The organism is Streptomyces sp. NPDC093094 (assembly GCF_044754345.1).
Taxonomy (GTDB): domain Bacteria; phylum Actinomycetota; class Actinomycetes; order Streptomycetales; family Streptomycetaceae; genus Streptomyces.
Window position 1 is genome coordinate 62,942 of record NZ_JBIVOX010000028.1, and the last position, 22,537, is coordinate 85,478.

Below are 22,537 nucleotides of genomic sequence, written 5' to 3' on the forward strand. Positions count from 1 at the left end.
CCGGAGGGCCCTGGATCCCCGCAGCTCAAGGACCTACGACCCGCAGCGCACCCGGTATGCAGCGTGCGGTCAGCGGGAGCGGCCCGAGCGGCTCGCCGTCCGCGTACCCGGTGACGTCCGGCGCGACGAGCTCGACCTGCGCGGCCCGCAGCACGGTGATCTTCGGATGCCCGATGTGGCCGCCTCGGTAGACGCTCGGGAAGAGCCGCAGCAGGGTGACACGGGAGCAGTCCCCCACCACCGTGACGTCGAACAGTCCGTCGGTGAGGTCCGCGCCCGGGCAGATGCGCATGCCGCCGCCGTACGACGGCCCGTTGCCCACGGCGACGAGGGTCGCCTCGGTCTCCCGGACGGTTCCGTCGTCGAGCGTGATCCGGTACGGCAGCGGCCGGAAGGCGGCCAGCTCGGCGAGCATCGCGAGGTCGTACCGCAGGCGCCCCGCCGGCCACCGCATCCGGTTGCCCCGGTCGTTGACGCGGGAGTCGAAGCCGGAGGCGAGGACGGTGCCGAACCAGTGTCCGCCGACCCGGCCGAGGTCGACGTCGCGCACCCGGCCGCCGAGCAGGGCGTCGGCGAGCACCCGGCCTGCCCGCCCGGGGTCGCGCAGCGGCAGGCCGAGGGCGCGGGCGAAGTCGTTGCCGGTGCCGACGGGGACCAGGCCCAGCGGGGTGCGGGTGCCCGCCACGGCCTGGAGCGCGAGGTTCACCATGCCGTCGCCGCCGACCGCGATCAACGCGCCGGTTCCGGCCTCGACGGCGTCGCGCGCGCGGGCGAGGGCGTCCTGCGGGGTCCGGCCGAGGACCGTGCGCACCGAGAAGCCGGCCGCGCGGAGAGCGGAAGCGGCCGGCTGCGCCGCGCGGGCGCCCCGGCCGCGGCCCGCGGTGGGATTGACGAAGAGGGTGATCTCGCTGGTCACGGGGTGACCCTACGAGGTGCCCGGCGTCCGTCAGGTCACGTCGTCATAACCGTTGACCCGGTCCGTGCTCGACTGCTCGGGCAGGGCCCGGGGCCCGGGGACGGACTCGACCGCGCCGATGTCGGCGGGCGTGAGGTCCAGCTCGGACGCCTCGTCGTCGGCGGGGCCGAGGGCCTCGCGGCGCTGCTTGCGCCGGTCGTTGAGGAGCGCGACGGCCGTGGCGGCGAAGTACAGCACCCAGATCGGTCCGGCGAGCGCCATCATCGACAGCGGTTCGGTGCTGGGCGTGGCGACGGCCGCGAAGACCGTGATGCCCAGGATCATGCCGCGCCACCAGCCGAGCATCCGCTTGCCGGTGATGACCCCGGTGAAGTTCAGCATCACCAGCAGCAGCGGCAGCTCGAAGGAGAGCCCGAAGACGATGACCATGCGCGTGACCAGGTCGAGCAGCTCGTCCAGCGGCAGCAGGTTGTCCACGCCGCCGGGCGTGAACTCGATCAGGACGTTCGCGGTGGTGGGCAGGACCGAGTAGGCGAAGTAGGCGCCCGCGAAGAACAGCGGGACACCGGTGCCGACGAAGGCGTACGCGTACTTCCTCTCGTGGCGGTGCAGACCGGGCGCGACGAAGGCCCACAGCTGGTACAGCCAGACCGGCGAGGCGAGGACGACGCCGGCCATGAGGGACACCTTCAGCGCGAGGGTGAAGGGCGCCAGCAGACCGTTGATCGTGATCTGCGCGCACGGGCTGTCGCCGGCGCGGGCCAGCTCGGAGAAGGAGTCCGGGCACCCGACCGAGTCCAGGACCGGCTTGGTGAAGAAGTCGATGATGTCGTTGTAGAAGAAGGCGGCACCGATGGTGACGACGATGATGGCCAGCACTGCCTTCGCGAGCCGGTTGCGGAGCTCACGCAGGTGTTCCGCGAGGGGCATGCGCCCCTCGGGGTCCTTCTCCTTGTTGCGGGCAGGCTTCAGCAACCCACGTTCCCATCTCGTGCGGCGGGCCGGAGGTCACCGGCCCTGTGTCAGCGCTTGGTCGTGTCCGTCGGCTCGGTGACCGGGCGGGAGCTGGTCACATCGCCGGGAGCGGCCTGGATGACGCGCTGAGCGGGAGCCTGCTGGTCGTCGGGGTGCGGCGGGTCGGCGGGGGCGGCGGCCTTGCCGTCCTCCTTCATCGCCTTCGCCTCGCTCTTGAGGATGCGCGCGGACTTGCCGAGCGAGCGAGCCATGTCCGGAAGCTTCTTGGCGCCGAACAGCAGCAGGATGATGACGAGAATCAGGGTGATCTCGAGCGGGCCGATCTTTCCGCCGAACATATGCTTTACCTTCTCACCGAGGCGCATTGATGGGACACTGTCCGACCGGCCGGACAGGCGTCCGAACGATCGTGCCGCCAGCGATCGTAACGCCCGGGGGTGAACCTCAGGCAATCCCCGTGCGTACTCCCGGTTCGCGGTCCGGGCCTCGTTCATCGGGCCGCGGTCAGCAGCGTACCTGTCACCATGGGCAGGTCGACAGGGCGAAGCCGCCCAGAACGCGTCATGCGCGACGACTCACAGCCAAACCGGCGTGACTCACAGCGAGTCGACGGCACGCGCCGTGCTCATCGCCGCCCGCTCCAGGTCCTCGGCGGCTCTGCTGATACGGCTCGCGGACTCCGAGACCTGCCTCCCGAGACGCTGCGCCTCCAGGAACACCCGCACGGCGAACACGCCGAGAACGGCGAGACCCAGGAAACCCGCGGCAACCGCGAACATCGGCCAGAACATGACGCCGAGCCTAGACGGTGGAGTGCAGCCGCAGGGTGCGGACGCCGCCGCCCGTCAGCAGTTCCACGATCCGCTCGCCCGCGGGCTTGCGCACCGACGCCCCGCACTCGGGACAGGTGAAGGAGTAGAAGGTGGTACGGCTGGAGGCGCCGATCGCGAGGCGCAGGGCGCCGGCGGCCAGCTCGAAGCGGCCCCGGCAGTCGGGACAGCCCGCCCGGAACAGGACCGGCGCCACGCTTCTCATCCCGGCGAACGCGGAAGCCACCGACACGCCCCGGATCCCGGACGGCCCCGACTCGCTCACAGCTTCTGCTCCTGCCTGTCCTGGAGCCCGCCGGTGACGACGGGACCGCCGCCGCCGCGCTCCGGCCCGGAGCGCGCGCCGCCCGGGACATCAGGGCTCAGCGGAGCGGCGTCGCCGTACGCCGTGTCCTGTGCCCCTGTCTCCAGCCCGTCGTACGCCGCGAGGGCCTCGCCGGCCGCGCGGCGTGCGCTGTCGGCCAGGTCACGGGGCGCGACGATCCGGCCGTCGGCGCCCAGACGCAGCGCCAGACGTCTCAGGGACGCCGGGTCGGGGGTGCGCAGGGTGATGCGCAGACCGCCGTCGGGCAGTTCCTCGGCGCTGTCGTGCGGGTAGTACTCGGCGACCCAGCGCCCGCCCGGTCCGACCTCGACGACGACCTCGGGGTCCTCGGCCGCGGGCTGCACCAGCGCCTCGGAGAGGTCGCGCAGCTCGATCTCCGGCGGCGCGGACGGTTCGTCGAGGATGCGGATCTCGGCGACGCGGTCCAGCCGGAAGGTGCGGCGCGCCTCGGAGCGGCGGCACCATGCCTCCACATACGTGTGGCCGACGCTGACCAGACGGATCGGGTCGATCTCGCGCTCGGTGAGCTCGTCGCGGGCCGGGGAGTAGTAGCGGATCCACAGCCGGCGCCGCTCGGAGATCGCCCGGTCCACGTCGGCGAAGACACCGCCCTCGGACTCGAAGGTGACCGAGAGGCGGGAGCTGGCGCCGGCCGCCTCGCCGGCGGCGGTCTCCACCTTCGCGGTGGCCCGCAGCAGCGCCTGCCGGTCGCCCTCGCGCAGCCCCGGCAGGGTCGCCACGGCACGCGCGGCGACCAGCAGCGCGGTCGCCTCGTCGGCGGCGAGCCGCAGCGGCTCGGCGGCCTCCGCGCCGAGCGCGGCCGGGTTGTGCCACCAGATGCGCTCGCCGTCGGTGTCGATGTCGAGCAGATCACCGCCGCGGAAGCTGGTGCCGCACATCGGCAGCACATCGAGGTCGGAGACCAGCTCGTCCTCGGTGATGCCGAAGGCACGGGCGACGTCCTCCACGCGTGCGCCGGGGCGCTCGCGCAGATAGGTCACCAGCGACAGCATCCGCCGGGTCTGGTCGATGGCGTTCGTGGGCCTGACCGGTTTGCCTGCCACGTTCTTGCCCGTCCCCCTCAGCCCTTGGCCACGGCACGCAGCCGGTCCACGACGTCGGCCCGCAGCTCGGCGGGCTCCAGCACCACCACGTCCGGACCGAACTCCACCAGCCAGGCGTCGAGCCCGTGTCCGTACGGAATCTCCAACTCGTCCCACCCGTCACCGAGTTCCCGGACGGCGGTGGCCTTCGCCCGAAGGGGGTAGCCGGCGTCCTGGCGCAGCCGGATCAGCGCGCTGCGGTCGGCGGTCTCCCCCGCCCAGCTCGCGACGGTCTCGCGGACCGTGACCACGTCCGGCACGGGTGCGGTGAAGCGTGCCCCGCGGCTGCGCACCTTGCCGGTGATCCGGGAGAGACGGAAGACGCGCTCGGCGCCCCGGTCGCGGTCCCAGCCGGCGAGGTACCAGTGGCCGCGCCAGCACTCCAGCGCCCAGGGCTCGACCTGCCGGGTCTCGGGCTGGGCGGCGTTGGCCTTGCGGTAGTCGAAGGCCACCGGGCGGCGGTCGCGGCACGCGAGCATCAGCGGCTCGAAGGCCGCCTCGTGCACAGGGATCCGCGGCTCCAGCGCGCCGTGCGCCTCGTAGGGGTCGACGTCCTCGGGCAGTCCGGCGGCACGCAGCTTCTGCAGGGCGCCGCTGGCGGCTCCGGCCAGTCGTGCCTGCTGCCACACCTTGGCCGCGAGCCCGAGCGCGGCGGCCTCCTCGGCGTCGAGGGTGATCGGCGGCAGCCGGTTGGAGTCGCGGCGGGCCAGGTAGCCGACCTCGCCGTCGAGGTTCTCGACGGTCGCGATGACCAGGCCGAGTTCCCGCAGATCGTCCTTGTCCCGCTCGAACATGCGGTTGAAGGAGTCGTCGCTTCCCGCCTCGAGGTAGGCCTCGATGGAGTCCCGCAGCTCACGCTTGCTGAGCGGCCGCCGCGTCCCGAGCAGACACAACGCCAGGTTCATCAGCCGCTCGGCCTTGGCAATGGCCATCGATGCCCTTCGCCTTTCTTATGGTGCTTCCGCCCGACGACCGTACCGCTCAGCGGTCCCGTGGCAAAAGCCGAGGGCCCATGCCCGGACAGGCATGGGCCCCAGGTGATCGACTGCGGTCGTACGACGATCGGACCCCGAGGGATCAGACCGCGATGAGGTCGACCACGAAGATCAGCGTCTCACCGGGCTTGATGGCCGGCGTCGGGCTCTGGTTGCCGTAGGCGAGGTGCGCCGGGATGGTCAGCTGGCGACGGCCGCCGACCTTCATGCCCTGCACGCCCTGGTCCCAGCCCTTGATGACACGGCCGCCACCGAGCGGGAAACGGAACGGCGTGCCACGGTTCCAGCTGGCGTCGAACTCCTCGCCCGTGCTGAAAGAGACACCGACGTAGTGCACAGTGACGGTCTGACCCGCCTGCGCGACCTCGCCGTCGCCCTCCCAGATGTCCTTGATCTCGAGGTCGGCCGGGGGCTGGCCCTCGGGGAAGTCGATCTCGGGCTTGTCGATGCTCACGTCTTCAGCTCCTGCATGTGTACGAAAAAGACAACGATCACAGTCTTTCATCCCCGGGCCGCGGTCGCCTGCGACCGGGGCGGCGGGGCGTCACATCTTGGCGAGGATGTCCACCGTGAACACCAGCGTGGCACCCTTCTCGATACCGCTGCCCTGCGGCGGGGCGTCGCCGTAGCCAAGGTCCGGCGGGATGACGATCAGGACCCGGCTGCCGACCTTCTTGCCCGTCAGCCCCTGCGACCAGCCCTTGACGACCTGCTGGAGGGAGAACGACGTCAGCGCCTTGCGGCTGTACGTCGAGTCGAACTCCTTGCCGTTGGACCACTGCACGCCCTTGTACTGCACCAGCACGGCGTCGTCGGCCGCGACCGCGGGGCCGTCGCCCTCGATGACGTAGTTCGCCACCAGCTTCTTCGGCGGGTCGCTCTTGGGCACCTCGATGGAGGGCGCCTTGCCGTCGGTGTTCGTGCCCGCCTTCGGCAGGGCGGCGTCGTCCTGCGGCACGTCGGTGCCCTTGGCCGAGCTGCCGGCGTTGAACGTGTCCTGGATGTCCACCACGAACACCAGGGTGTCGGTGCCCTTGATGCCGGCCGCCGAGTTGCCCTGCTTGCCGTAGCCCCAGGCCGGGGGCACGGCCATCTGCACGCGGCTGCCGGCCTTCTTCCCGGTCAGTCCGTAGCGCCAGCCGTCGATGATGCTGCCCTGGGCCAGCTGGATCACCAGCGGCGTCTTGCGGTCGTAGGAGTTGTCGAAGACCTTGGCGGTGCTCCACACCTGGCCGAGGTAGTTGGCCTGGATGTAGTCGTTCTCCGCGACGGTCTTGCCTCCGCCCGCGATCACCGTCTTCACCGCCAGCTGGTCCGACGGCTCGCCGGTGCCCTTGGCCACGGTCGGCTTCTCGTCGAACTTCACACCCGCCGTGATCGCCGGCAGCGGACCGTCCACGATCTTCGGCGCCGGTGCGGCGGACGTCTCGGGCGTCGTCGGCGACGCGCTGTCGCTGGCCTTGCCCGCGTCGGACTTGTCGTCGCCGCAGCCGGCGAGTGTGACCAGTCCCGCGGGAACGGCGGCAAGGATGAGTGAGCGTCGGCGCACGGTGGGGGCCTCGTAATCGGTCGATCTTCCAGATGGACGTGCGCGCAACTCTACGGCGTGAGAAGGGCGCCGTACGGTAAACGTACGGCGCCCGTGTTGCGTTCCGGCACACCGCCGGAACGCCTCCCTCACATTCCCGCGATCAGCTTCTCCACCCGGTCGTCCACCGAACGGAACGGGTCCTTGCACAACACCGTCCGCTGTGCCTGGTCGTTCAGCTTCAGGTGCACCCAGTCCACCGTGAAATCGCGGCGCTGTTCCTGCGCCCGGCGGATGAAGTCGCCGCGCAGCCGCGCACGAGTGGTCTGCGGCGGGACCGACTTGCCTTCGAAGATCTTCAAGTCGTTGCAGATCCGGGCGGCTTGTCCCTTCTTCTCCAGCAGGTAGTACAGACCACGACGCCGGTGGATGTCGTGGTAGGCGAGGTCTATCTGCGCCACGCGCGGATGCGACATCGTCATGTTGTGCTTGGCGCGGTACCGCTCGATGAGCTGGTACTTCATCACCCAGTCGATCTCGGTGCCGATCCGGTCGAGATCCTCCGACTCGATCGAGTCGAGGGTGCGGCCCCACAGCTCCAGCACCTGCTCGACCGTGCCGGTGCGGATGCCGCGCCGCTCGCAGAAGTCCACGGCCTTCTCGTAGTACTCGCGCTGGACCTCCAGCGCGGACGCCTCCCGGCCGCTGGCCAGGCGCACCTTGCGCCGCCCCGTGATGTCATGGCTGACCTCGCGGATCGCCCGGATCGGGTTCTCCAGGGTCAGGTCACGCATCACCGTGCCCGCCTCGATCATGCGCAGCACCAGGTCGGTCGCGCCGACCTTGAGCAGCATCGTCGTCTCGGACATGTTCGAGTCGCCGACGATGACATGCAGCCGGCGGTAACGCTCCGCGTCGGCGTGCGGCTCGTCGCGGGTGTTGATGATGGGCCGGGAGCGGGTCGTCGCCGACGAGACGCCCTCCCAGATGTGCTCGGCGCGCTGACTGACGCAGTACACCGCGCCGCGCGGGGTCTGGAGCACCTTGCCCGCTCCGCACAGCAGCTGCCTCGTCACCAGGAAGGGAATGAGGATGTCCGCCAGCCGGGAGAACTCCCCGTGCCGGGCCACCAGATAGTTCTCGTGGCACCCGTAGGAGTTGCCGGCCGAGTCGGTGTTGTTCTTGAAGAGGTAGACGTCGCCCGCGATTCCCTCCTCGTGCAGGCGTCGTTCGGCGTCCACCAGGAGTCCTTCGAGAATGCGCTCGCCGGCCTTGTCGTGGGTGACCAGTTCGGTCACATTGTCACACTCGGGTGTTGCGTATTCAGGGTGTGATCCCACGTCGAGATAGAGGCGGGCGCCGTTCCGCAGAAAGACATTGCTGCTGCGGCCCCATGACACGACACGGCGGAAGAGGTACCGCGCCACCTCGTCAGGCGACAGACGGCGCTGTCCCCTGAACGTGCACGTGACGCCGTACTCGTTCTCCAGCCCGAAAATGCGGCGGTCCATGACTGAACATTACGCCCGATCCCCTGAACTGAAACGGGGTTCGGCAGCTCGATTTGGATCATTTTCCGATGAAGCCGCAACGACCGCCCCCCGGACGGGAGCTGCGAGGACCCGCCCGGTGGCCACCAGCACGAGCAGCGACACCGCCCCCGCGACGGCCGGCACCGCGAAGCCCCACAGGGCGCCGCCCGCCTGGACGACCGGCCCCGCGAGGCCCGTTCCCACCGACGCGCCGACCGTGAAGGTCGTCACCAGCCAGGAGAACGCCTCGGTCACCGTGCCGCTCGGCGCATGCCGGTCCACGATGACGAACGCGCACGCGATGGCCGGCGCGAGGAACACCCCGGCAAGCGCGGTCAGCCCGACCATGGCGACCGCGCCCGGCATCAGCGTCAGCGGCAGGTAACACACCGCCAGGAACGCCACCAGCACCCGCAGTCGCCGCTCCGGGGCACCGGCCCACTGCCGCGCCCCGTAGACCGTGCCGCCCACCAGGGCGCCCAGGCCCAGCCCGGCCATCAGCCAGCCGTACACGGCGTCGCCGCCGTGCTCGTCGGCGTACGGCACCGCGGCGACCGTGATGGACCCCAGCGCCATCCCGATGAACAGGAACGCAGCCAGGAGCGCCACCAGGCCCGGCGAGCGCAGGGCACCCAGCCAGTGTGCCTCGCGCGGCGCCGAACGCCATGCGCGCGAGGGCGGCGACACGACGACGGAGAGCGCGCCCAGGACGCCGAGGACGTTGAGCACCAGCAGCGCGGCCTGCGCCGACCACAGCGAGACGCACAGCGTCACCAGCAGCGGCCCGACGGTGAACATGACCTCCTGCGCCACCGCGTCCATCGCGTACGCCGTGTGGATCTGGTCCTCGCGGCGCAGCACCGACGGCCACAGCGCCCGCAGACCGCCCTCCAGCGGCGGCGTGAAGAGGCCCGCGGCGGCCACCGCGGCGTAGGCGAGGGGCAGCGGGTCGAGGCCGTTCAGGGCGAAGGCGGCGGTCGCGAGGGCCGACAGCACCGCGGCGGGCAGCTGCACACGCGGCTGCCCGTACAGGTCCACCATGCGCCCCAGCACCGGCTGGCCGGCCGCGTTCGCCACGCCGTACACGGCCGCCAGCGCGCCCGCCAGGCTGTACGAGCCGCCCTCCGCCCGTACGAACAGCACGACGGCGATGGCCGCCGTGGCGTTGGGGAGCCGGCCGACCAGCGTGCCCGTCAGCAGACGGGTGGCGTGCTTCGCCCTGAGGATCTCCAGGTATCCCGCGGCCATGATCCGCCCTCCGGCCAGAGTGTTACGTATAACGTCGTTCTTCATACGTACCATGTGCGCTGTTCGGCAGTCCAGACGAGGGACCGGCAGCGAAGGAGCACGCGGACGGTGGCACGCGGCAGCACACGCCCCACGAGCCGGGACGTCGCCCAGGCCGCGGGGGTCTCCCAGGCGGCCGTCTCGCTGGTGTTCGGCGACAAGTGGCGCGGCCGTGTCTCCGAGGCCACCGCCGAGCGGGTGCGGCAGGCCGCCCTGGAGCTGGGCTACCGCCCCAACCTCGCCGCCCGCAACCTCCGTCTCGGCAGCACCCGCACCGTCCTGCTGGTGGTGCCCGCCCTGACCACGGAGTTCTTCCCCGGCGTCTACACCGGTGCCGCGCGCGTGGCCGCCGGGCACGGCTTCGGCGTGGTCCTCTACCCCTCCCCCGAGGGCATCGGCCCCGCCCCCGACCCCTTCGCCTCCGCCCGGTCCGCCCTGGACGGCGTCCTCGCCTCCTCCATGGCCGCCGACGCCCTCACCGCCATCCGCGGCGACCAGCTGCCGCTCGTCATGCTCGACAGCGACCCCCGGGGCAGCCTGGGCGCGGCCACCGTCAACCTGGACATCACCGACGGCATGCGCCAGGTGGCCGACCACCTCCTCGGCCTCGGCCACCGCCGCTTCCTGCACCTCGCCGCGGACGTCCCCTCCTGGACCTTCGAGGTCCGCGCCCGGGAACTCGCCGCGCGGCTCGGCGCCCGGCCCGGCACGAGCCTGCGCACCGCCCCCACCCCGCTCTCCATCGAGCGCGCGCGCACCGCCGCCGAGGCCGCCCTCGGCGCGCCGGGGCCCCGCCCGACCGCCGTGGTCTGCGACGACGACCTCCTCGCCGCGGGCACCTACAAGGCCGCACGCCGGCTCGGACTGCGCATTCCCGACGACCTGTCCGTGACCGGCGTCGACGACCTCGGCATCGCCACCGCCATCGACCCGGAGCTGACCACGCTCCGCCTCGACGCCGAGCTGTTCGGCGAACGCGGCATGCAGGCCCTCCTGGCCGTCCTGGACGGCCGTGCGCCGGACGCCGGGGACATCCCCGTCGAACTGGTCGTCCGGGCCTCCACGGCGCCCCCAGGGGCCTCCTGAGACGCCGGATGCCCCACACCGGCAGCGGCGTGGGGCATCCGGATGCGCTCGGAGCGGGTCAGCTCTCCTCGGAGGTGTCCTCCTCGGAGGTGTCGGCCGCCGCGCCGTCCTGCTGCTCCAGCAGCCGCGCCAGCCGGCTGCCCTGGATCCGCTGGAACTTCCGCTTCTGCGGCCGGGTGCGGTCCAGCACCGCCACCTCCAGCCGCTCCGCGGGGATCTCCCGCTGGGTGCCGTTCGACTCGCGCGACAGCGCCTGGACGGCCAGCTTCAGAGCGGCCGCGAGGGTCATGCCGTCCTCGTGGCGCTGGTCCAGGTAGTTGCTGATCAGCTCCGCGTTGCCGCCGACCGCCACCGAACCGTGCTCGTCGACGATCGACCCGTCGTGCGGCAGCCGGTAGATCTGGTCGGAGTCCGGCGTCTCGCCGACCTCGGCCACCACCAGTTCCACCTCGTACGGCTTCTCGCCGACGCTGGAGAAGATCGTGCCGAGCGTCTGGGCGTACACGTTCGCCAGACCGCGCGCGGTCACGTCGTCCCGGTCGTAGGTGTAACCCCGCAGGTCGGCGTAGCGCACACCGCCGATCCGCAGATTCTCGTACTCGTTGTACTTGCCGGCGGCCGCGAAGCCGATCCGGTCGTAGATCTCGCTGAACTTGTGCAGCGCGCGGGACGGGTTCTCGCCGACGAACACGATGCCGTCGGCGTACTGCAGCACGACGAGGCTGCGGCCCCGGGCGATGCCCTTGCGGGCGTACTCCGCCCGGTCGGCCATGGCCTGCTGAGGTGAGACATAGAACGGCGTCGACACCGGTTATCCGTCCCTTTCTGTCGTAATCACTGGATCACCTTGCGAAGCGGCGGACCGCTACAGCAGCGCGGCCCGCGGACCGTCCGGCTGCTCCAGCCGGCGCTCCAGCACCGAGCGCGCGATCTGCGACGCCTCCTCCTCGGAGAGCCGGCGGAAACCGTTCTCGGTGATCACGGTGATGATCGGGTAGATCCGGCGCGCGACATCGGGACCACCGGTCGCCGAGTCGTCGTCGGCCGCGTCGTACAGCGCCTGCACCACGAGGGTCGTGGCCTCGGCCTCGCTGAGGTCGTCGCGGAAGAGCTTCTTCATGGCGCCGCGCGCGAAGATCGAGCCGGAGCCGGTGGCGGCGTAGTTCTGCTCCTCGGAACGGCCGCCGGTCACGTCGTACGAGAAGATGCGGCCCTTCTCGCGGTCGAGGTCGTAGCCGGCGAAGAGGGGCACCACGGCCAGGCCCTGCATCGCCATGCCGAGGTTCGAGCGGATCATGGTCGACAGACGGTTGGCCTTGCCCTCCAGCGACAGCTGGGCGCCTTCCACCTTCTCGAAGTGTTCGAGCTCCAGCTGGAACAGCTTCACCATCTCCACGGCGAGGCCCGCCGTGCCCGCGATCCCGACGGCCGAGTACTCGTCGGCCGGGAACACCTTCTCGATGTCCCGCTGGGCGATCATGTTCCCCATGGTGGCCCGGCGGTCGCCGGCCAGCACCACACCGCCGGGGAAGGTCACCGAGACGATCGTCGTCCCGTGCGGCGCCTCGATCACGCCCTTCGTCGGCGGCAGTTGCCGGTTGCCCGGCAGCAGCTCCGGCTGGTGCTCGGAGAGGAAGTCCATGAACGAGGCCGACCCAGGCGTCAGGAAGGCAGCTGGTAGACGCCCGGTGCTACGAGTGTTGGCTTCCACGCGATTCCTTCCAGATAGGCAGCGGCCCGTCGTACGGCGTCGGGATCGTCCCCCAACTTGCCGATGGCCGAATTGCAGTTGAAGCACAGTACGCCACGGACCCTACCCGTCTTGTGGCAGTGATCCACATGAACGGCAGGAGCCTTCAGACAGATCGCACAGAGACCCATCTGGGAGGTCACCATCTCGTCACGCTCGGCTTCGGTCATGCCGTACTGGCGTTTGAGATGGCCCTGCTTACCTCGTGCGGCTTTGCATGTCTTGCAGCATGTGGCGAGGCCATCCGATGCCGTCGCGTTGCGGTGCCACTCGCTGTGCGGCTTGATCTCCCCACAGCCACGACAAAACTTGTGCCCCTCAGGCGTCTCCACCCTCGGCCGGCCGTTCCTGCCCTTGGCCAGCTGCCGAGCCTGGTGATAGGCCGCCCAGCAATCCCGGCAGTATGCCTGCAAACCATCACGGGCGGACTTGTTACTGGCGAAGGCTGCTCGCGGCTTCAGCTCCTTGCACCGCGAGCAACGCTTCACGCTCTCTTCACTTGCCAACCTCGAGACCCCCGGCACCTTGCATTCGAAGGTTACTCGCCGCCCTTCTGAACGAAACTTCGAACGAAGTCCTCGGCGTTCTCCTCGAGTACGTCATCGATCTCGTCCAGGACGGAGTCCACGTCGTCACTCAGCTTCTCGTGGCGCTCCTTGAGGTCCTCGGACGCCTGCGCCTCCGCCGCCTGCTCCTCGACCTCTTCAGTAGAGCGCGTGGCCTTCTGCTGGCCGCCGCCGGTGTCCTTGGTCGCCATAACCCTCACCCCGCTCAGTTGCCCGACATGGTCGACAGGTCGGCTTTCCTGCCGATCGGTGGTGATCAGACCCTACAAGCCGGGTCCGACATCGGCCCCGCAGTTTCCACAACGTGCGGGGGCCATCTCGATGATTCCCGGACGGCGGGATTTCCACCCCGGCGTCCGGCCCGGTCCATGCGCCGCCCGGATATCCGCTCAGTTGCCCGAAAGCACCCTGACCAGGTCTTCTGCGGTGCGACAGCGGTCGAGGAGCTCCTTGACGTGATTTCGCGTTCCGCGTAGCGGTTCCAGGGTTGGGACCCGCTGCAGGGAATCGCGCCCGGGAAGGTCGAAGATGACCGAGTCCCAGGAGGCCGCGGCGACGTCGTCGGCGTACTGCTCCAGGCAGCGGCCGCGGAAGTAGGCACGGGTGTCCTCCGGCGGCACCGCCCTGGCCCGCTCGACGTCCGTCTCGTCCAGCAGCCGCTTCATCCGGCCCCGGGCCACCAGGCGGTTGTAGAGGCCCTTCTCGGCCCGTACGTCGGCGTACTGGAGGTCGACGAGGTGCAGACGCGCGGCGTCCCAGTCGAGGCCGTCCCGGCGGCGGTAGCCCTCCATGAGCTCACGCTTGGCGACCCAGTCGAGCTCGCCGGCGAGACTCATGGGGTCGTTCTCCAGCCGGGTGAGGGTGTCCTCCCAGCGGCTGAGGACGTCCTTGGTCTGCTCGTCCGCGTCGGCGCCGAAGCGCTCCTCGACGTACTTGCGGGACAGCTCGTAGTACTCCATCTGGAGTTGCACGGCGGTGAGTGTGCGGCCGCTGCGCAGCGTGACCAGACGCTTGAGCGACGGGTCGTGGCTGACCTGGTGGAGGGTGCGTACGGGCTGGTCCACGGCCAGGTCGACCGCGATGAAGCCGTCCTCGATCATCGAGAGCACCAGGGCCGTGGTGCCCAGCTTCAGATAGGTCGAGATCTCCGAGAGGTTCGCGTCGCCGATGATCACATGCAGACGGCGGTACTTCTCCGCGTCCGCGTGGGGTTCGTCGCGGGTGTTGATGATGGGGCGCTTGAGGGTCGTCTCCAGGCCCACCTCGACCTCGAAGTAGTCCGCCCGCTGGCTGAGCTGGAAGCCGTGTTCATGGCCGTCCTGGCCGATGCCGACACGGCCGGCGCCCGCGAAGACCTGGCGGGAGACGAAGAAGGGCGTGAGGTGACGCACGATGTCCGAGAACGCGGTCTCCCGCTTCATCAGGTAGTTCTCGTGCGTGCCGTAGGAGGCGCCCTTGTTGTCGGTGTTGTTCTTGTAGAGGTGGATGGGCTGGGCCCCGGGGAGCGCCGCCGCGCGTTCCGCGGCCTCGGCCATGATGCGCTCGCCGGCCTTGTCCCACAGGACGGCGTCGCGGGGATTGGTGACCTCGGGCGAGCTGTATTCGGGGTGGGCGTGGTCGACGTAGAGCCGTGCTCCGTTGGTGAGGATGACGTTGGCCAGACCGATGTCCTCGTCGGTGAGCTGACTGGAGTCGGCGGCCTCGCGGGCGAGGTCGAAGCCCCGCGCGTCGCGGAGCGGGTTCTCCTCCTCGAAGTCCCAGCGGGCCCGGCGGGCCCGGTGCATCGCCGCCGCGTAGGCGTTGACGATCTGGGACGAGGTGAGCATGGCATTGGCGTTGGGATGGCCGGGGACGGAGATGCCGTACTCCGTCTCGATGCCCATTACTCGCCGTACGGTCATGCGGCCCTCCTTGCCCGGCGGCGTCCTCGGTCATGGGCGCCGCTCAGATACCGCTGGCGCTGGGTTGCGTGTGCGGTGCCCGTCCCCGCACTGCGCGACTCGGCGGTACCGAAGAGCCTAGAACGGCTCTGCGCTGGTGTGGAGATCATTTGCGTCATTGCCTCGGTCCGGCCGTCCGGAAAACAGTCGGCTGCGGGTACCCGGTGGAGGGCACCCGCAGCCGCCCCGCTTTTTACAGGTACTGCCCGGTGTTGGCCACCGTGTCGATGGAGCGTCCGGTGTCGGCGCCCTGCTTTCCGGTGATGAGCGTACGGATGTACACGATCCGCTCGCCCTTCTTTCCGGAGATGCGGGCCCAGTCGTCGGGGTTGGTGGTGTTGGGCAGGTCCTCGTTCTCCTTGAACTCGTCCACGCATGCCTGGAGGAGGTGGGAGACGCGAAGGCCCTTTGCGTTGTGGTCGAGGAAGTCCTTGATCGCCATTTTCTTGGCGCGGCCCACGATGTTTTCGATCATGGCGCCGGAATTGAAGTCCTTGAAGTAGAGGACTTCCTTGTCGCCATTGGCGTAGGTGACCTCCAGGAAGCGGTTCTCCTCGGATTCCGCGTACATGTGCTCGACGGCCGTCTGGATCATGCTTTCGACGGTGGTCGTCTTGCTGCCTCCGTGCTCGCCGAGGTCGTCGGCATGCAGGGGGAGGCGCTCGGTGAGGTACTTGCCGAAGATGTCCTTGGCGGCCTCGGCGTCCGGACGCTCGATCTTGATCTTCACGTCGAGCCGGCCGGGACGCAGGATGGCGGGGTCGATCATGTCCTCGCGGTTGGAGGCGCCGATGACGACCACGTTCTGCAGGCCCTCCACGCCGTCGATCTCGGCGAGCAGCTGCGGGACGATGGTGTTCTCCACGTCCGAGCTGACGCCGGAGCCACGGGTGCGGAAGAGGGACTCCATCTCGTCGAAGAAGACGATGACGGGGGTGCCCTCGCTGGCCTTCTCACGGGCCCGCTGGAAGACGAGCCTGATCTGGCGCTCGGTCTCGCCGACGTACTTGTTGAGGAGCTCGGGACCCTTGATGTTCAGGAAGAAGCTCTTGCCGGCGGCCTGGCCGGTGACCTCGGCGACCTTCTTGGCCAGCGAGTTGGCGACGGCCTTGGCGATGAGCGTCTTGCCGCATCCAGGAGGCCCGTACAGCAGGACACCCTTGGGCGGCCGCAGTTCGTGCTCCCTGAAGAGGTCGGGGTAGAGGTACGGCAGCTCGACCGCGTCGCGGATGGCCTCGATCTGGCCGCCGAGGCCGCCGATCTGCTCGTAGCCGATGTCGGGGACTTCTTCGAGGACGAGCTCCTCGACCTCGCTCTTGGGGACGATCTCGTAGACGTAGCCGGAGCGGGGTTCGAGCAGCAGGGCGTCGCCGGGGCGGATGGTGACGTCCAGCAGCGGCTCGGCGAGCCGCACCACCCGTTCCTCGTCGGTGTGCCCGAGCACCAGGGCGCGTTCGCCGTCCTCCAGGATCTCCTTGAGGGTGACGATGTCCCCGACGCGCTCGAACTCCATGGCCTCGACCACGTTGAGCGCCTCGTTGAGCATGACTTCCTGGCCGCGCCGGAGATCGTCGAGTTCGACGCCCGGGCTGACGTTGACCCTGAGTTTGCGGCCGCCGGTGAAGATGTCGGCGGTGCCGTCCTCGTTGGCCGCCAGGAAGACTCCGAAGCCGGCCGGCGGCTGTGCGAGCCGGTCGACCTCCTCCTTGAGGGCCACGATCTGGTCGCGGGCCTCACGGAGGGTGTTGGCGAGTCGTTCGTTCTGGGCGGACACGCCGGCCAGATTGGTCTGCAGCTCGACGATCCGCTCTTCGAGAATCCTCGTGTGCCGCGGAGAGTCGGCGAGCTTGCGTCGCAGGACGGCGATCTCCTGCTCAAGGTAGGCGATCTGCCCGGCCGGGTCGTCGGACCCTCGTCCCGGGCGGATGCCGCGGTTCATGTCGTCGTCGTGGGCTGCCACGGTCCTCACCTCCTCCAAGGGGAGCTGGACGCTTCCAGACCCTACCTGGGTGGGTGTCGATTGAAACCCCTAGATCACAAAGACTGTCGGGGTGTGTCCGATCTTCACCCTTGCGCTCTCCCTCACGCCAGGGGAATACCCACCGAACACGGTGGGGAAGCGGGCGGAGGTAGGGTCAAGGTGTTCAACACCCGTCAGGGCCTGGAAGGTTCCCGAAAGGCCCGGCGAACGGAAACGGCAGGAGAGATGACCGTGCAGCAGGACGCCGCAGCCGCCGGCGAGGCACTGGAGGTCTGGATCGACCAGGACCTGTGTACCGGCGACGGCATCTGCGTGCAGTACGCGCCCGAGGTGTTCGAGCTGGACATCGACGGTCTGGCGTACGTGAAGAGCCCGCAGGACGAGCTTCTCCAGGAGGCCGGGGCGACCACGCCCGTGCCGCTGCCGCTGCTGACGGACGTGGTGGACTCGGCGAAGGAGTGTCCCGGCGAGTGCATTCATGTACGGCGCGTTTCGGACAGGGTCGAGGTCTACGGACCCGACGCCGAGTGACCGTCCCGCCACCGAATGTGACGCCTGTCTGATATGTCACATGTTTCGGTGGCCCGTGTCACACGCTGCGGGCCGCCGAAGGTGTCGAGCGGACGAACGTTCCGTTCTTCCACTGCCACTTCACGTTCTCGGTCACATCGGGACAGCAGGTCGGCACGTCCGGCGAGGAGTAGCCGAGCAGGCCGCCCAGCACCGCACCGTCACGGACGGCGAGGTCGGTGACCTTGAGGCGGTCCTCGGGGTCGACGAGGGTGGCCACCACACGCGCGCGTGCCGTGTCCGGACCCTGGGTGAGGACGTACGCGCCGTCGGGCGGGGTGCTCATGCCCGCGTCGCAGTGCACGACGGCGACCGTCTCGGGCCGGCCGTCCCCGTCCAGATCACCGGCGGCCGTCCTGGCGACCACCAGCTTCACCGGACCGCATTCCAGGGGAAAGTCGACTCCGGTGGTCGCGGGGGGCGCCGCCGCGGCCGGAGCCGACCCCGGTCCGGCGCCGGGTGCCTGGGCCGCGGTCGCCGCGTCGGGCTGCACCACGGAGGAGAGCGCGACGACACCGGCGACGGCGGTCGCGGTGGCGAGCCAGTGGATCGGACGGGTGTGCGTGTGTGCCAGTTCCGGAACGGCGGATTGCTGCACTAGGAGTGTCTCCCGTGAGGGCTGTGCCGGTGGGGGGGGTGGCCTGCATGGTGCCACACGTCACAGCGCGGGGGAACGGCGGGGTGCCTGTTGTGCGGGAGGAGCTGTGGGGCGCTCCGGCGGGGCGCCGCGCAGGGGCAACGACGAAGCGCCGTGACCGAGTTCCCGGCAAATCGGGGGAACTCGGGCACGGCGCGGCGGCGTTGTGCGGTGAGGGGCCGGGTCAGCGGCCGGAGCCTCCGTCGGCGTTGGGGCCGCTGTAGTCCTCGCCGTAGGCGCCCTTGGCCGGGCGGCGACGGCGCATGGGCGGCTCGACACCGTCGGCGAGGCGGCGGGCGGTGAGGAGGAAGCCGGTGTGGCCGATCATCCGGTGGTCCGGACGGACCGCGAGACCCTCGATGTGCCAGTTGCGGATCATCGTCTCCCAGGCGGTCGGCTCGTTGAAGGAGCCGATCTCGCGGATGGACTCCACGGTCCGGGCGAGCTGGGTGGTGGTGGCCACGTAGCAGCACAGGATGCCGCCGGGGACGAGCGCCTTGGAGACGGCCTCCAGACACTCCCAGGGGGCGAGCATGTCGAGGATGACACGGTCGACCTCGGTGTCGGAGAGGTTGTCCTGGAGGTCGCCGACCGTGAGCTGCCAGGCGGGGTGCGGGCCGCCGAAGTAGCGTTCCACGTTCTGGCGGGCGATCTCGGCGAAGTCCTCGCGGCGCTCGTAGGAGTGCAGCATGCCCTGGTCGCCGATGGCGCGCAGCAGGAAGCTGCTGAGCGAGCCGGAGCCGACGCCGGCCTCGACGACGCGCGCGCCGGTGAAGATGTCGGCGAAGGCGAGGATCTGCCCCGCGTCCTTCGGGTAGACGACGGCTGCCCCGCGGGGCATGGACAGGACGTAGTCGGGGAGCAGGGGGCGCAGCGCGAGGTAGGCGACGTTTCCGGTCGTACGGACAACGCTGCCCTCGGGAGCACCGATCAGTTCGTCGTGCGGGAAGCTCCCCTTGTGGGTGTGGAAGTTCTTCCCGGCCTCGAGCGTGAACGTGTAGTGGCGGCCCTTGGGGTCGGTCAGCTGTACCTGGTCCCCGACCTTGAAGGGCCCGCGCCTGCGGGCGGCACCGGTCGGTTCGGACATGTGACCAGCCTACCGGGGTTTGCAGGGGCCGCCGACCACCGGGACGAACGGGCCCTAGGACGGGCGGGCCATCGCCTTGACGAAGGCCCGCTCGACGTCGGCGGCGGACAGGACGCCGTAGATCTCGCCGGTGTCCTCGACGACGAGGTACTCGGTGGCGGGGGTGGCGCGCAGGACCTCCAGGAGTTCCTCCCCGGCGAGTTCCGCGGAGACGCGCATGCCGTCGGTGAGGTCCTGGGCGAGCCCGCTGACGGGCACCCAGGGGCGGCGGTGCTCGGGCACGCCGACGATGGCGGCCTCGCGGACCAGGGACGTCGGGCTGCCGTCGGCGTCGACGACGACAAGGGCGCGGGCGCCGGCCGCGTTGGCACGCCGCAGGGCCTCGGACAGCGGGGTGTCGGTCTCGACGGGGACGGCACGCCGGGTCAGGGTGCGGGCCCGCAGCTCGGGCAGGTGCTCGCGCAGGCGGGCGACGCGCAGGCTGTTGCCGGCGCCGGTCCAGATGATCGCGGCGAGGATGGCGGCGAGCAGGGCGTCCATGACGGTGTCCATGCCGACGTTGTCGACGGCGTCGGTGCCGAGGGCGCCGGACTGGGTGAGCAGCGGCAGACCGATCAGCACGGCGACGGCGAGCGCGCGGCCGACCCAGGCGGCGGCGACGGTGCCGCTCATGGGCCTGCCGGTGATCTTCCAGACGACGGCGCGGAGCATACGGCCGCCGTCGAGCGGGAGGCCGGGCAGAAGGTTGAAGGCGGCCACGATGACGTTGGAGATCATCAGGCCGGCCAGCAGGACGCCGGGCACGGTGTCGGGGTCGACGGTCTGCATGGCGGCGTAGAAGACGCCGGCGAGGACGAGGGAGAGGAGCGGGCCGACGAAGGCGAGGACGAACTCGCGCCCGGGGGTCTCGGCCTCCTTCTCGATCTCGGAGACACCGCCGAAGAACTGGAGCTGGATGCGGCGGACCGGGAGCGCGAAGCGGAGGGCGGCGACGGTGTGGGCGAGTTCGTGGACGAGGACGGAGGCGTAGAAGGCGACGGCGAAGAAGAGGGAGACCAGGTAGCGGGCGCCCCCCAGCTCCGGCAGGACACGGTCGAGCTGGCCGCCGAACACCCAGGTGATCAGGGCGGCGACGAGGAACCAGCTGGGCGCGACGTACACCGGTACGCCGAAGGGCCGCCCCATGAGAATGCCTCCGCCGGGCTCCCGCTGCGCCGGGCGTCCCTTGGCGGGTCCGCCGTCGGCGTGCGCGTGGGTGCGGGGGGCCCGGGCGGCGGACGGAGCCGGGGCGCTCGCGCCGGGGCCGCTCCTTCCGGCGGGCTCGTCCCCGGCGTCCCCGCCGGCGGTGGGGCCGGGTCGGCGGGGCGTGCCGCCGTCGGACGGGGTGCGGCCGGAGGGGGCGGTGCCGGGCCCGCCGTCGCCGGACGGCGGCTTCTGCCCGGGGGCCGCCGTGCGCCGCGGGTCCTCGGTGCCGCGGGCCGGTCCCGCCCCGGGCAGCCCGGCCCCGCTGCCGGACACCGGCCCGGGGGCGGGCTCGGACCGGGGGCTCGCGGGCGCGGCGGCCGAGTCGGGCGCCACGGACGGAACGTCGGAGCCGGGGACGGCCGCGGCCGCGGAGCCGGGTGTCCCGGAGCCGGCCTCAGACGCCGACCCGGAACCGGACGTCCCGGAGCCGGACGCAGGTTCCGACGCAGGACCGGGAACCTCGGAGCCGGCCTCCGACACGGACCCGGAACCGGGCGTCCCGGAGCCGGGAACGGGCGCGGGGCCTCCTGTCTCGGAGCCGGGAGCGGAGCCGGGAACCCCGGAGCCGGACGCGGGCGCGGAGCCTCGTGTCTCGGAGCCGGGAGCAGGAGCGGAACCGGACGTCCCGGAGCCGGCCTCCGGCGCCGACCCTGAGCCGGACTCGGGCGCGGGAGCGGGAGCGGGAGCGGAGCCGGGCTTCTGTTCCGGTGCCGGGCCGGAGGTCCCGGAGCCGGGAGCGGGAGCGGAACCGGGAGCGGGAGCGGGGCCGGGCTTCTGTTCCGGTGCCGGGCCGGAGGTCCCGGAGCCGGGAGCGGGAGCGGAACCGGGAGCGGGAGCGGAGCCGGGCTTCTGTTCCGGTGCCGGGCCGGGTGTCCCGGAGCCGGGGGCCCGGTGGGGGGCGTCCGCGTGCGGGGCCGGGTCCGGGGGCGGCGTGGTGGGGTCTGCGGGGGCGGGCGGGGTGTCGTGGGGCGACCGGCGCTCGGCCGGGTCGTGCTCGGCCGGGTCGTTGCCGTCCGGCCGCGGCTGGCCGCTCCCGCCGCTCTCGTCCACGGTGTCCCCTCGTTCGAAGCGTCTTCCGCGCCTGCCGGGCGGAAGGGTCTCGGGTCGATGGTATGCGGCATGCGCGGCACGTTCCGCCCCGGCACCCCCAGTCTTTCCCGGGTCTGTCCGCCCATGCCCGGGAGTGGGTCACTGTCGGTGGCGGGCCGTATGGTCTTGGGCATGGAGAGCAGCGCCGGCGCGGAGCCCGGTACCGAGAGCACAGCGCCCGCCGGGACGACCCCGGCCGGGGAGTCCGCCGAGCCCGTGGCGGCCGCGGCGGCCATGGCGCCGACCTCGCTGTCGCCCTCGCGGGCGAGCGACTTCATGCAGTGCCCGCTGCTGTACCGGTTCCGGGTGATCGACCGGCTGCCGGAGAAGCCGAGCGCGGCGGCGACCAAGGGGACCCTGGTGCACGCGGTGCTGGAGCGGCTGTTCGACGCCCCGGCCGGCGAGCGGACCGCGCCGCGCGCCAAGTCGCTGGTCCCCGGTCAGTGGGAGCGGTTGCGGGAGTCGCGCCCGGAGGTCGTGGAGCTGTTCGCGGACGACCCGGAGGGCGAGCGGCTGGCGCAGTGGCTCGGCGAGGCCGAGCAGCTCGTCGAACGGTGGTTCACGCTGGAGGATCCGTCCCGGCTGGAGCCGGCCGAGCGTGAGCTGTTCGTCGAGGCGGAGCTGGAGTCGGGGCTGCGGCTGCGCGGGATCATCGACCGGGTCGACGTGGCGCCCACGGGCGAGGTGCGGATCGTCGACTACAAGACGGGCAAGGCGCCCCGGCCCGAGTACGCCGAGGGCGCGCTGTTCCAGATGAAGTTCTACGCGCTGGTCGTCTGGCGGCTGAAGCGGGTGATCCCCCGCCGGCTCCAGCTGGTCTATCTCGGCAGCGGCGACGTGCTGACGTACGACCCGGTGCTCGCCGATCTGGAGCGGGTCGAGCGCAAGCTGCTGGCACTGTGGGAGGCGATCCGGCTGGCGACGGAGACGGGCGACTGGCGGCCGCGGCCGACGAAGCTGTGCGGCTGGTGCGATCACCAGGCCCGTTGCCCGGAGTTCGGGGGCACTCCCCCGCCCTATCCGCTGCCGGTGAGGGCGGCCGGGTCGGCCGTGGGCGAGCAGGGCAGAATGGGGCCGGACTAGCCGAAGGAGACT

General features: G+C 70.9%; 23 protein-coding genes. 3 read left to right on the top strand and 20 right to left on the bottom strand.

All coding sequences use genetic code 11. From position 1 onward, the window contains the following. Positions 1-25 precede the first annotated feature (25 nt). The 11 genes from ACIQGV_RS36640 to ACIQGV_RS36690 form a co-directional block, all read right to left on the bottom strand. Positions 26-916: a diacylglycerol kinase gene (locus ACIQGV_RS36640; protein ID WP_402503041.1), complete on the bottom strand. Its 891-nt coding sequence runs from the start codon at positions 914-916 to the stop codon at positions 26-28. A gap of 30 nt (positions 917-946) precedes the next feature. Continuing rightward, positions 947-1,891: a twin-arginine translocase subunit TatC gene (gene tatC / locus ACIQGV_RS36645; protein ID WP_402503043.1), complete on the bottom strand. Its 945-nt coding sequence runs from the start codon at positions 1,889-1,891 to the stop codon at positions 947-949. Positions 1,892-1,938: 47 nt separating this feature from the next. After that, complete coding sequence (tatA, locus tag ACIQGV_RS36650) at positions 1,939-2,229, bottom strand: Sec-independent protein translocase subunit TatA (RefSeq protein WP_402503045.1); 291 nt, start codon at positions 2,227-2,229, stop codon at positions 1,939-1,941. Positions 2,230-2,487: 258 nt separating this feature from the next. Then, positions 2,488-2,682: a hypothetical protein gene (locus tag ACIQGV_RS36655; RefSeq protein ID WP_402503047.1), complete on the bottom strand. Its 195-nt coding sequence runs from the start codon at positions 2,680-2,682 to the stop codon at positions 2,488-2,490. A 10-nt stretch (positions 2,683-2,692) separates the two neighbouring features. Continuing rightward, positions 2,693-2,986: a hypothetical protein gene (locus tag ACIQGV_RS36660; RefSeq protein ID WP_402503050.1), complete on the bottom strand. Its 294-nt coding sequence runs from the start codon at positions 2,984-2,986 to the stop codon at positions 2,693-2,695. Further along, positions 2,983-4,110, bottom strand: a complete 1,128-nt coding sequence (locus ACIQGV_RS36665) for a helix-turn-helix transcriptional regulator (RefSeq protein WP_402503051.1) — start codon at positions 4,108-4,110, stop codon at positions 2,983-2,985. Before ACIQGV_RS36665 ends, ACIQGV_RS36660 begins: the two co-directional genes overlap by 4 nt. Positions 4,111-4,127: 17 nt before the next feature. Beyond that, entirely contained in the window at positions 4,128-5,081 is a 954-nt protein-coding gene (locus tag ACIQGV_RS36670; RefSeq protein WP_402503053.1) for a helix-turn-helix transcriptional regulator, read from the bottom strand. 145 nt (positions 5,082-5,226) lie between these two features. Beyond that, a complete protein-coding gene (locus ACIQGV_RS36675) occupies positions 5,227-5,598 on the bottom strand; it encodes an FKBP-type peptidyl-prolyl cis-trans isomerase (RefSeq protein ID WP_402503055.1) in 372 nt (123 codons plus the stop codon). 90 nt (positions 5,599-5,688) lie between these two features. Beyond that, positions 5,689-6,693, bottom strand: coding sequence for an FKBP-type peptidyl-prolyl cis-trans isomerase (locus ACIQGV_RS36680; RefSeq protein WP_402503058.1), 1,005 nt, complete (start codon positions 6,691-6,693; stop codon positions 5,689-5,691). A gap of 128 nt (positions 6,694-6,821) precedes the next feature. Continuing rightward, positions 6,822-8,183 (bottom strand): Pup--protein ligase, encoded by a 1,362-nt coding sequence (gene pafA / locus ACIQGV_RS36685; RefSeq protein ID WP_388675903.1) that lies wholly within the window; start codon positions 8,181-8,183, stop codon positions 6,822-6,824. 9 nt (positions 8,184-8,192) lie between these two features. Continuing rightward, entirely contained in the window at positions 8,193-9,452 is a 1,260-nt protein-coding gene (locus tag ACIQGV_RS36690) for an MFS transporter (RefSeq protein WP_402503113.1), read from the bottom strand. 108 nt (positions 9,453-9,560) lie between these two features. On the opposite strand from ACIQGV_RS36690, the gene ACIQGV_RS36695 reads away from it, so the two are divergent. After that, on the top strand, positions 9,561-10,577 hold the full coding sequence (locus ACIQGV_RS36695) for a LacI family DNA-binding transcriptional regulator (protein WP_402503061.1): 1,017 nt from the start codon (positions 9,561-9,563) through the stop codon (positions 10,575-10,577). Positions 10,578-10,635: 58 nt separating this feature from the next. Here the strand turns inward: ACIQGV_RS36695 and prcA are convergent, their stop codons facing one another. The 6 genes from prcA to arc form a co-directional block, all read right to left on the bottom strand. Next, positions 10,636-11,385, bottom strand: coding sequence for a proteasome subunit alpha (gene prcA / locus ACIQGV_RS36700; RefSeq protein ID WP_402503064.1), 750 nt, complete (start codon positions 11,383-11,385; stop codon positions 10,636-10,638). A gap of 57 nt (positions 11,386-11,442) precedes the next feature. Continuing rightward, the gene (prcB, locus tag ACIQGV_RS36705) at positions 11,443-12,288 is read right to left on the bottom strand and encodes a proteasome subunit beta (protein ID WP_402503066.1); all 846 of its coding nucleotides are present in this window, start codon (positions 12,286-12,288) and stop codon (positions 11,443-11,445) included. Continuing rightward, positions 12,240-12,833: an endonuclease VII domain-containing protein gene (locus tag ACIQGV_RS36710; RefSeq protein WP_402503067.1), complete on the bottom strand. Its 594-nt coding sequence runs from the start codon at positions 12,831-12,833 to the stop codon at positions 12,240-12,242. Before ACIQGV_RS36710 ends, prcB begins: the two co-directional genes overlap by 49 nt. Before the next feature lie 32 nt (positions 12,834-12,865). Then, positions 12,866-13,084 (bottom strand): ubiquitin-like protein Pup, encoded by a 219-nt coding sequence (locus ACIQGV_RS36715; protein ID WP_031486664.1) that lies wholly within the window; start codon positions 13,082-13,084, stop codon positions 12,866-12,868. Between the two features lie 198 nt (positions 13,085-13,282). After that, entirely contained in the window at positions 13,283-14,794 is a 1,512-nt protein-coding gene (dop, locus tag ACIQGV_RS36720) for a depupylase/deamidase Dop (RefSeq protein ID WP_402503071.1), read from the bottom strand. 232 nt (positions 14,795-15,026) lie between these two features. Beyond that, positions 15,027-16,793, bottom strand: a complete 1,767-nt coding sequence (gene arc / locus ACIQGV_RS36725) for a proteasome ATPase (RefSeq protein ID WP_402503074.1) — start codon at positions 16,791-16,793, stop codon at positions 15,027-15,029. 246 nt (positions 16,794-17,039) lie between these two features. On the opposite strand from arc, the gene ACIQGV_RS36730 reads away from it, so the two are divergent. Further along, complete coding sequence (locus ACIQGV_RS36730; RefSeq protein WP_402503076.1) at positions 17,040-17,345, top strand: ferredoxin; 306 nt, start codon at positions 17,040-17,042, stop codon at positions 17,343-17,345. Between the two features lie 58 nt (positions 17,346-17,403). On the opposite strand, the gene ACIQGV_RS36735 is transcribed toward ACIQGV_RS36730, so the two are convergent. From ACIQGV_RS36735 to ACIQGV_RS36745, 3 genes are all read right to left on the bottom strand, one after another. Next, positions 17,404-17,982: a hypothetical protein gene (locus tag ACIQGV_RS36735; protein ID WP_402503079.1), complete on the bottom strand. Its 579-nt coding sequence runs from the start codon at positions 17,980-17,982 to the stop codon at positions 17,404-17,406. A 223-nt stretch (positions 17,983-18,205) separates the two neighbouring features. Beyond that, entirely contained in the window at positions 18,206-19,108 is a 903-nt protein-coding gene (locus ACIQGV_RS36740; RefSeq protein ID WP_402503081.1) for a tRNA (adenine-N1)-methyltransferase, read from the bottom strand. Positions 19,109-19,162: 54 nt separating this feature from the next. Beyond that, positions 19,163-20,686, bottom strand: coding sequence for a site-2 protease family protein (locus tag ACIQGV_RS36745; protein ID WP_402503083.1), 1,524 nt, complete (start codon positions 20,684-20,686; stop codon positions 19,163-19,165). Between the two features lie 888 nt (positions 20,687-21,574). Between ACIQGV_RS36745 and ACIQGV_RS36750 the strand changes: the two genes are divergently transcribed. Continuing rightward, a complete protein-coding gene (locus ACIQGV_RS36750) occupies positions 21,575-22,525 on the top strand; it encodes a RecB family exonuclease (protein WP_402503086.1) in 951 nt (316 codons plus the stop codon). The last annotated feature ends 12 nt before the right edge of the window (positions 22,526-22,537 follow it).

Excerpts from the sequence above, each read along its gene's own strand:
- ACIQGV_RS36715 (WP_031486664.1), bottom strand. The coding sequence starts at position 13,084 with ATGGCGACCAAGGACACCGGCGGCGGCCAGCAGAAGGCCACGCGCTCT.
- ACIQGV_RS36670 (WP_402503053.1), bottom strand. The coding sequence starts at position 5,081 with ATGGCCATTGCCAAGGCCGAGCGGCTGATGAACCTGGCGTTGTGTCTG.
- tatA (WP_402503045.1), bottom strand. The coding sequence starts at position 2,229 with ATGTTCGGCGGAAAGATCGGCCCGCTCGAGATCACCCTGATTCTCGTC.
- pafA (WP_388675903.1), bottom strand. The coding sequence starts at position 8,183 with ATGGACCGCCGCATTTTCGGGCTGGAGAACGAGTACGGCGTCACGTGC.
- ACIQGV_RS36740 (WP_402503081.1), bottom strand. The coding sequence starts at position 19,108 with ATGTCCGAACCGACCGGTGCCGCCCGCAGGCGCGGGCCCTTCAAGGTC.
- ACIQGV_RS36690 (WP_402503113.1), bottom strand. The coding sequence starts at position 9,452 with ATGGCCGCGGGATACCTGGAGATCCTCAGGGCGAAGCACGCCACCCGT.
- ACIQGV_RS36750 (WP_402503086.1), top strand. The coding sequence starts at position 21,575 with ATGGAGAGCAGCGCCGGCGCGGAGCCCGGTACCGAGAGCACAGCGCCC.
- ACIQGV_RS36730 (WP_402503076.1), top strand. The coding sequence starts at position 17,040 with ATGACCGTGCAGCAGGACGCCGCAGCCGCCGGCGAGGCACTGGAGGTC.
- ACIQGV_RS36655 (WP_402503047.1), bottom strand. The coding sequence starts at position 2,682 with ATGTTCTGGCCGATGTTCGCGGTTGCCGCGGGTTTCCTGGGTCTCGCC.
- dop (WP_402503071.1), bottom strand. The coding sequence starts at position 14,794 with ATGACCGTACGGCGAGTAATGGGCATCGAGACGGAGTACGGCATCTCC.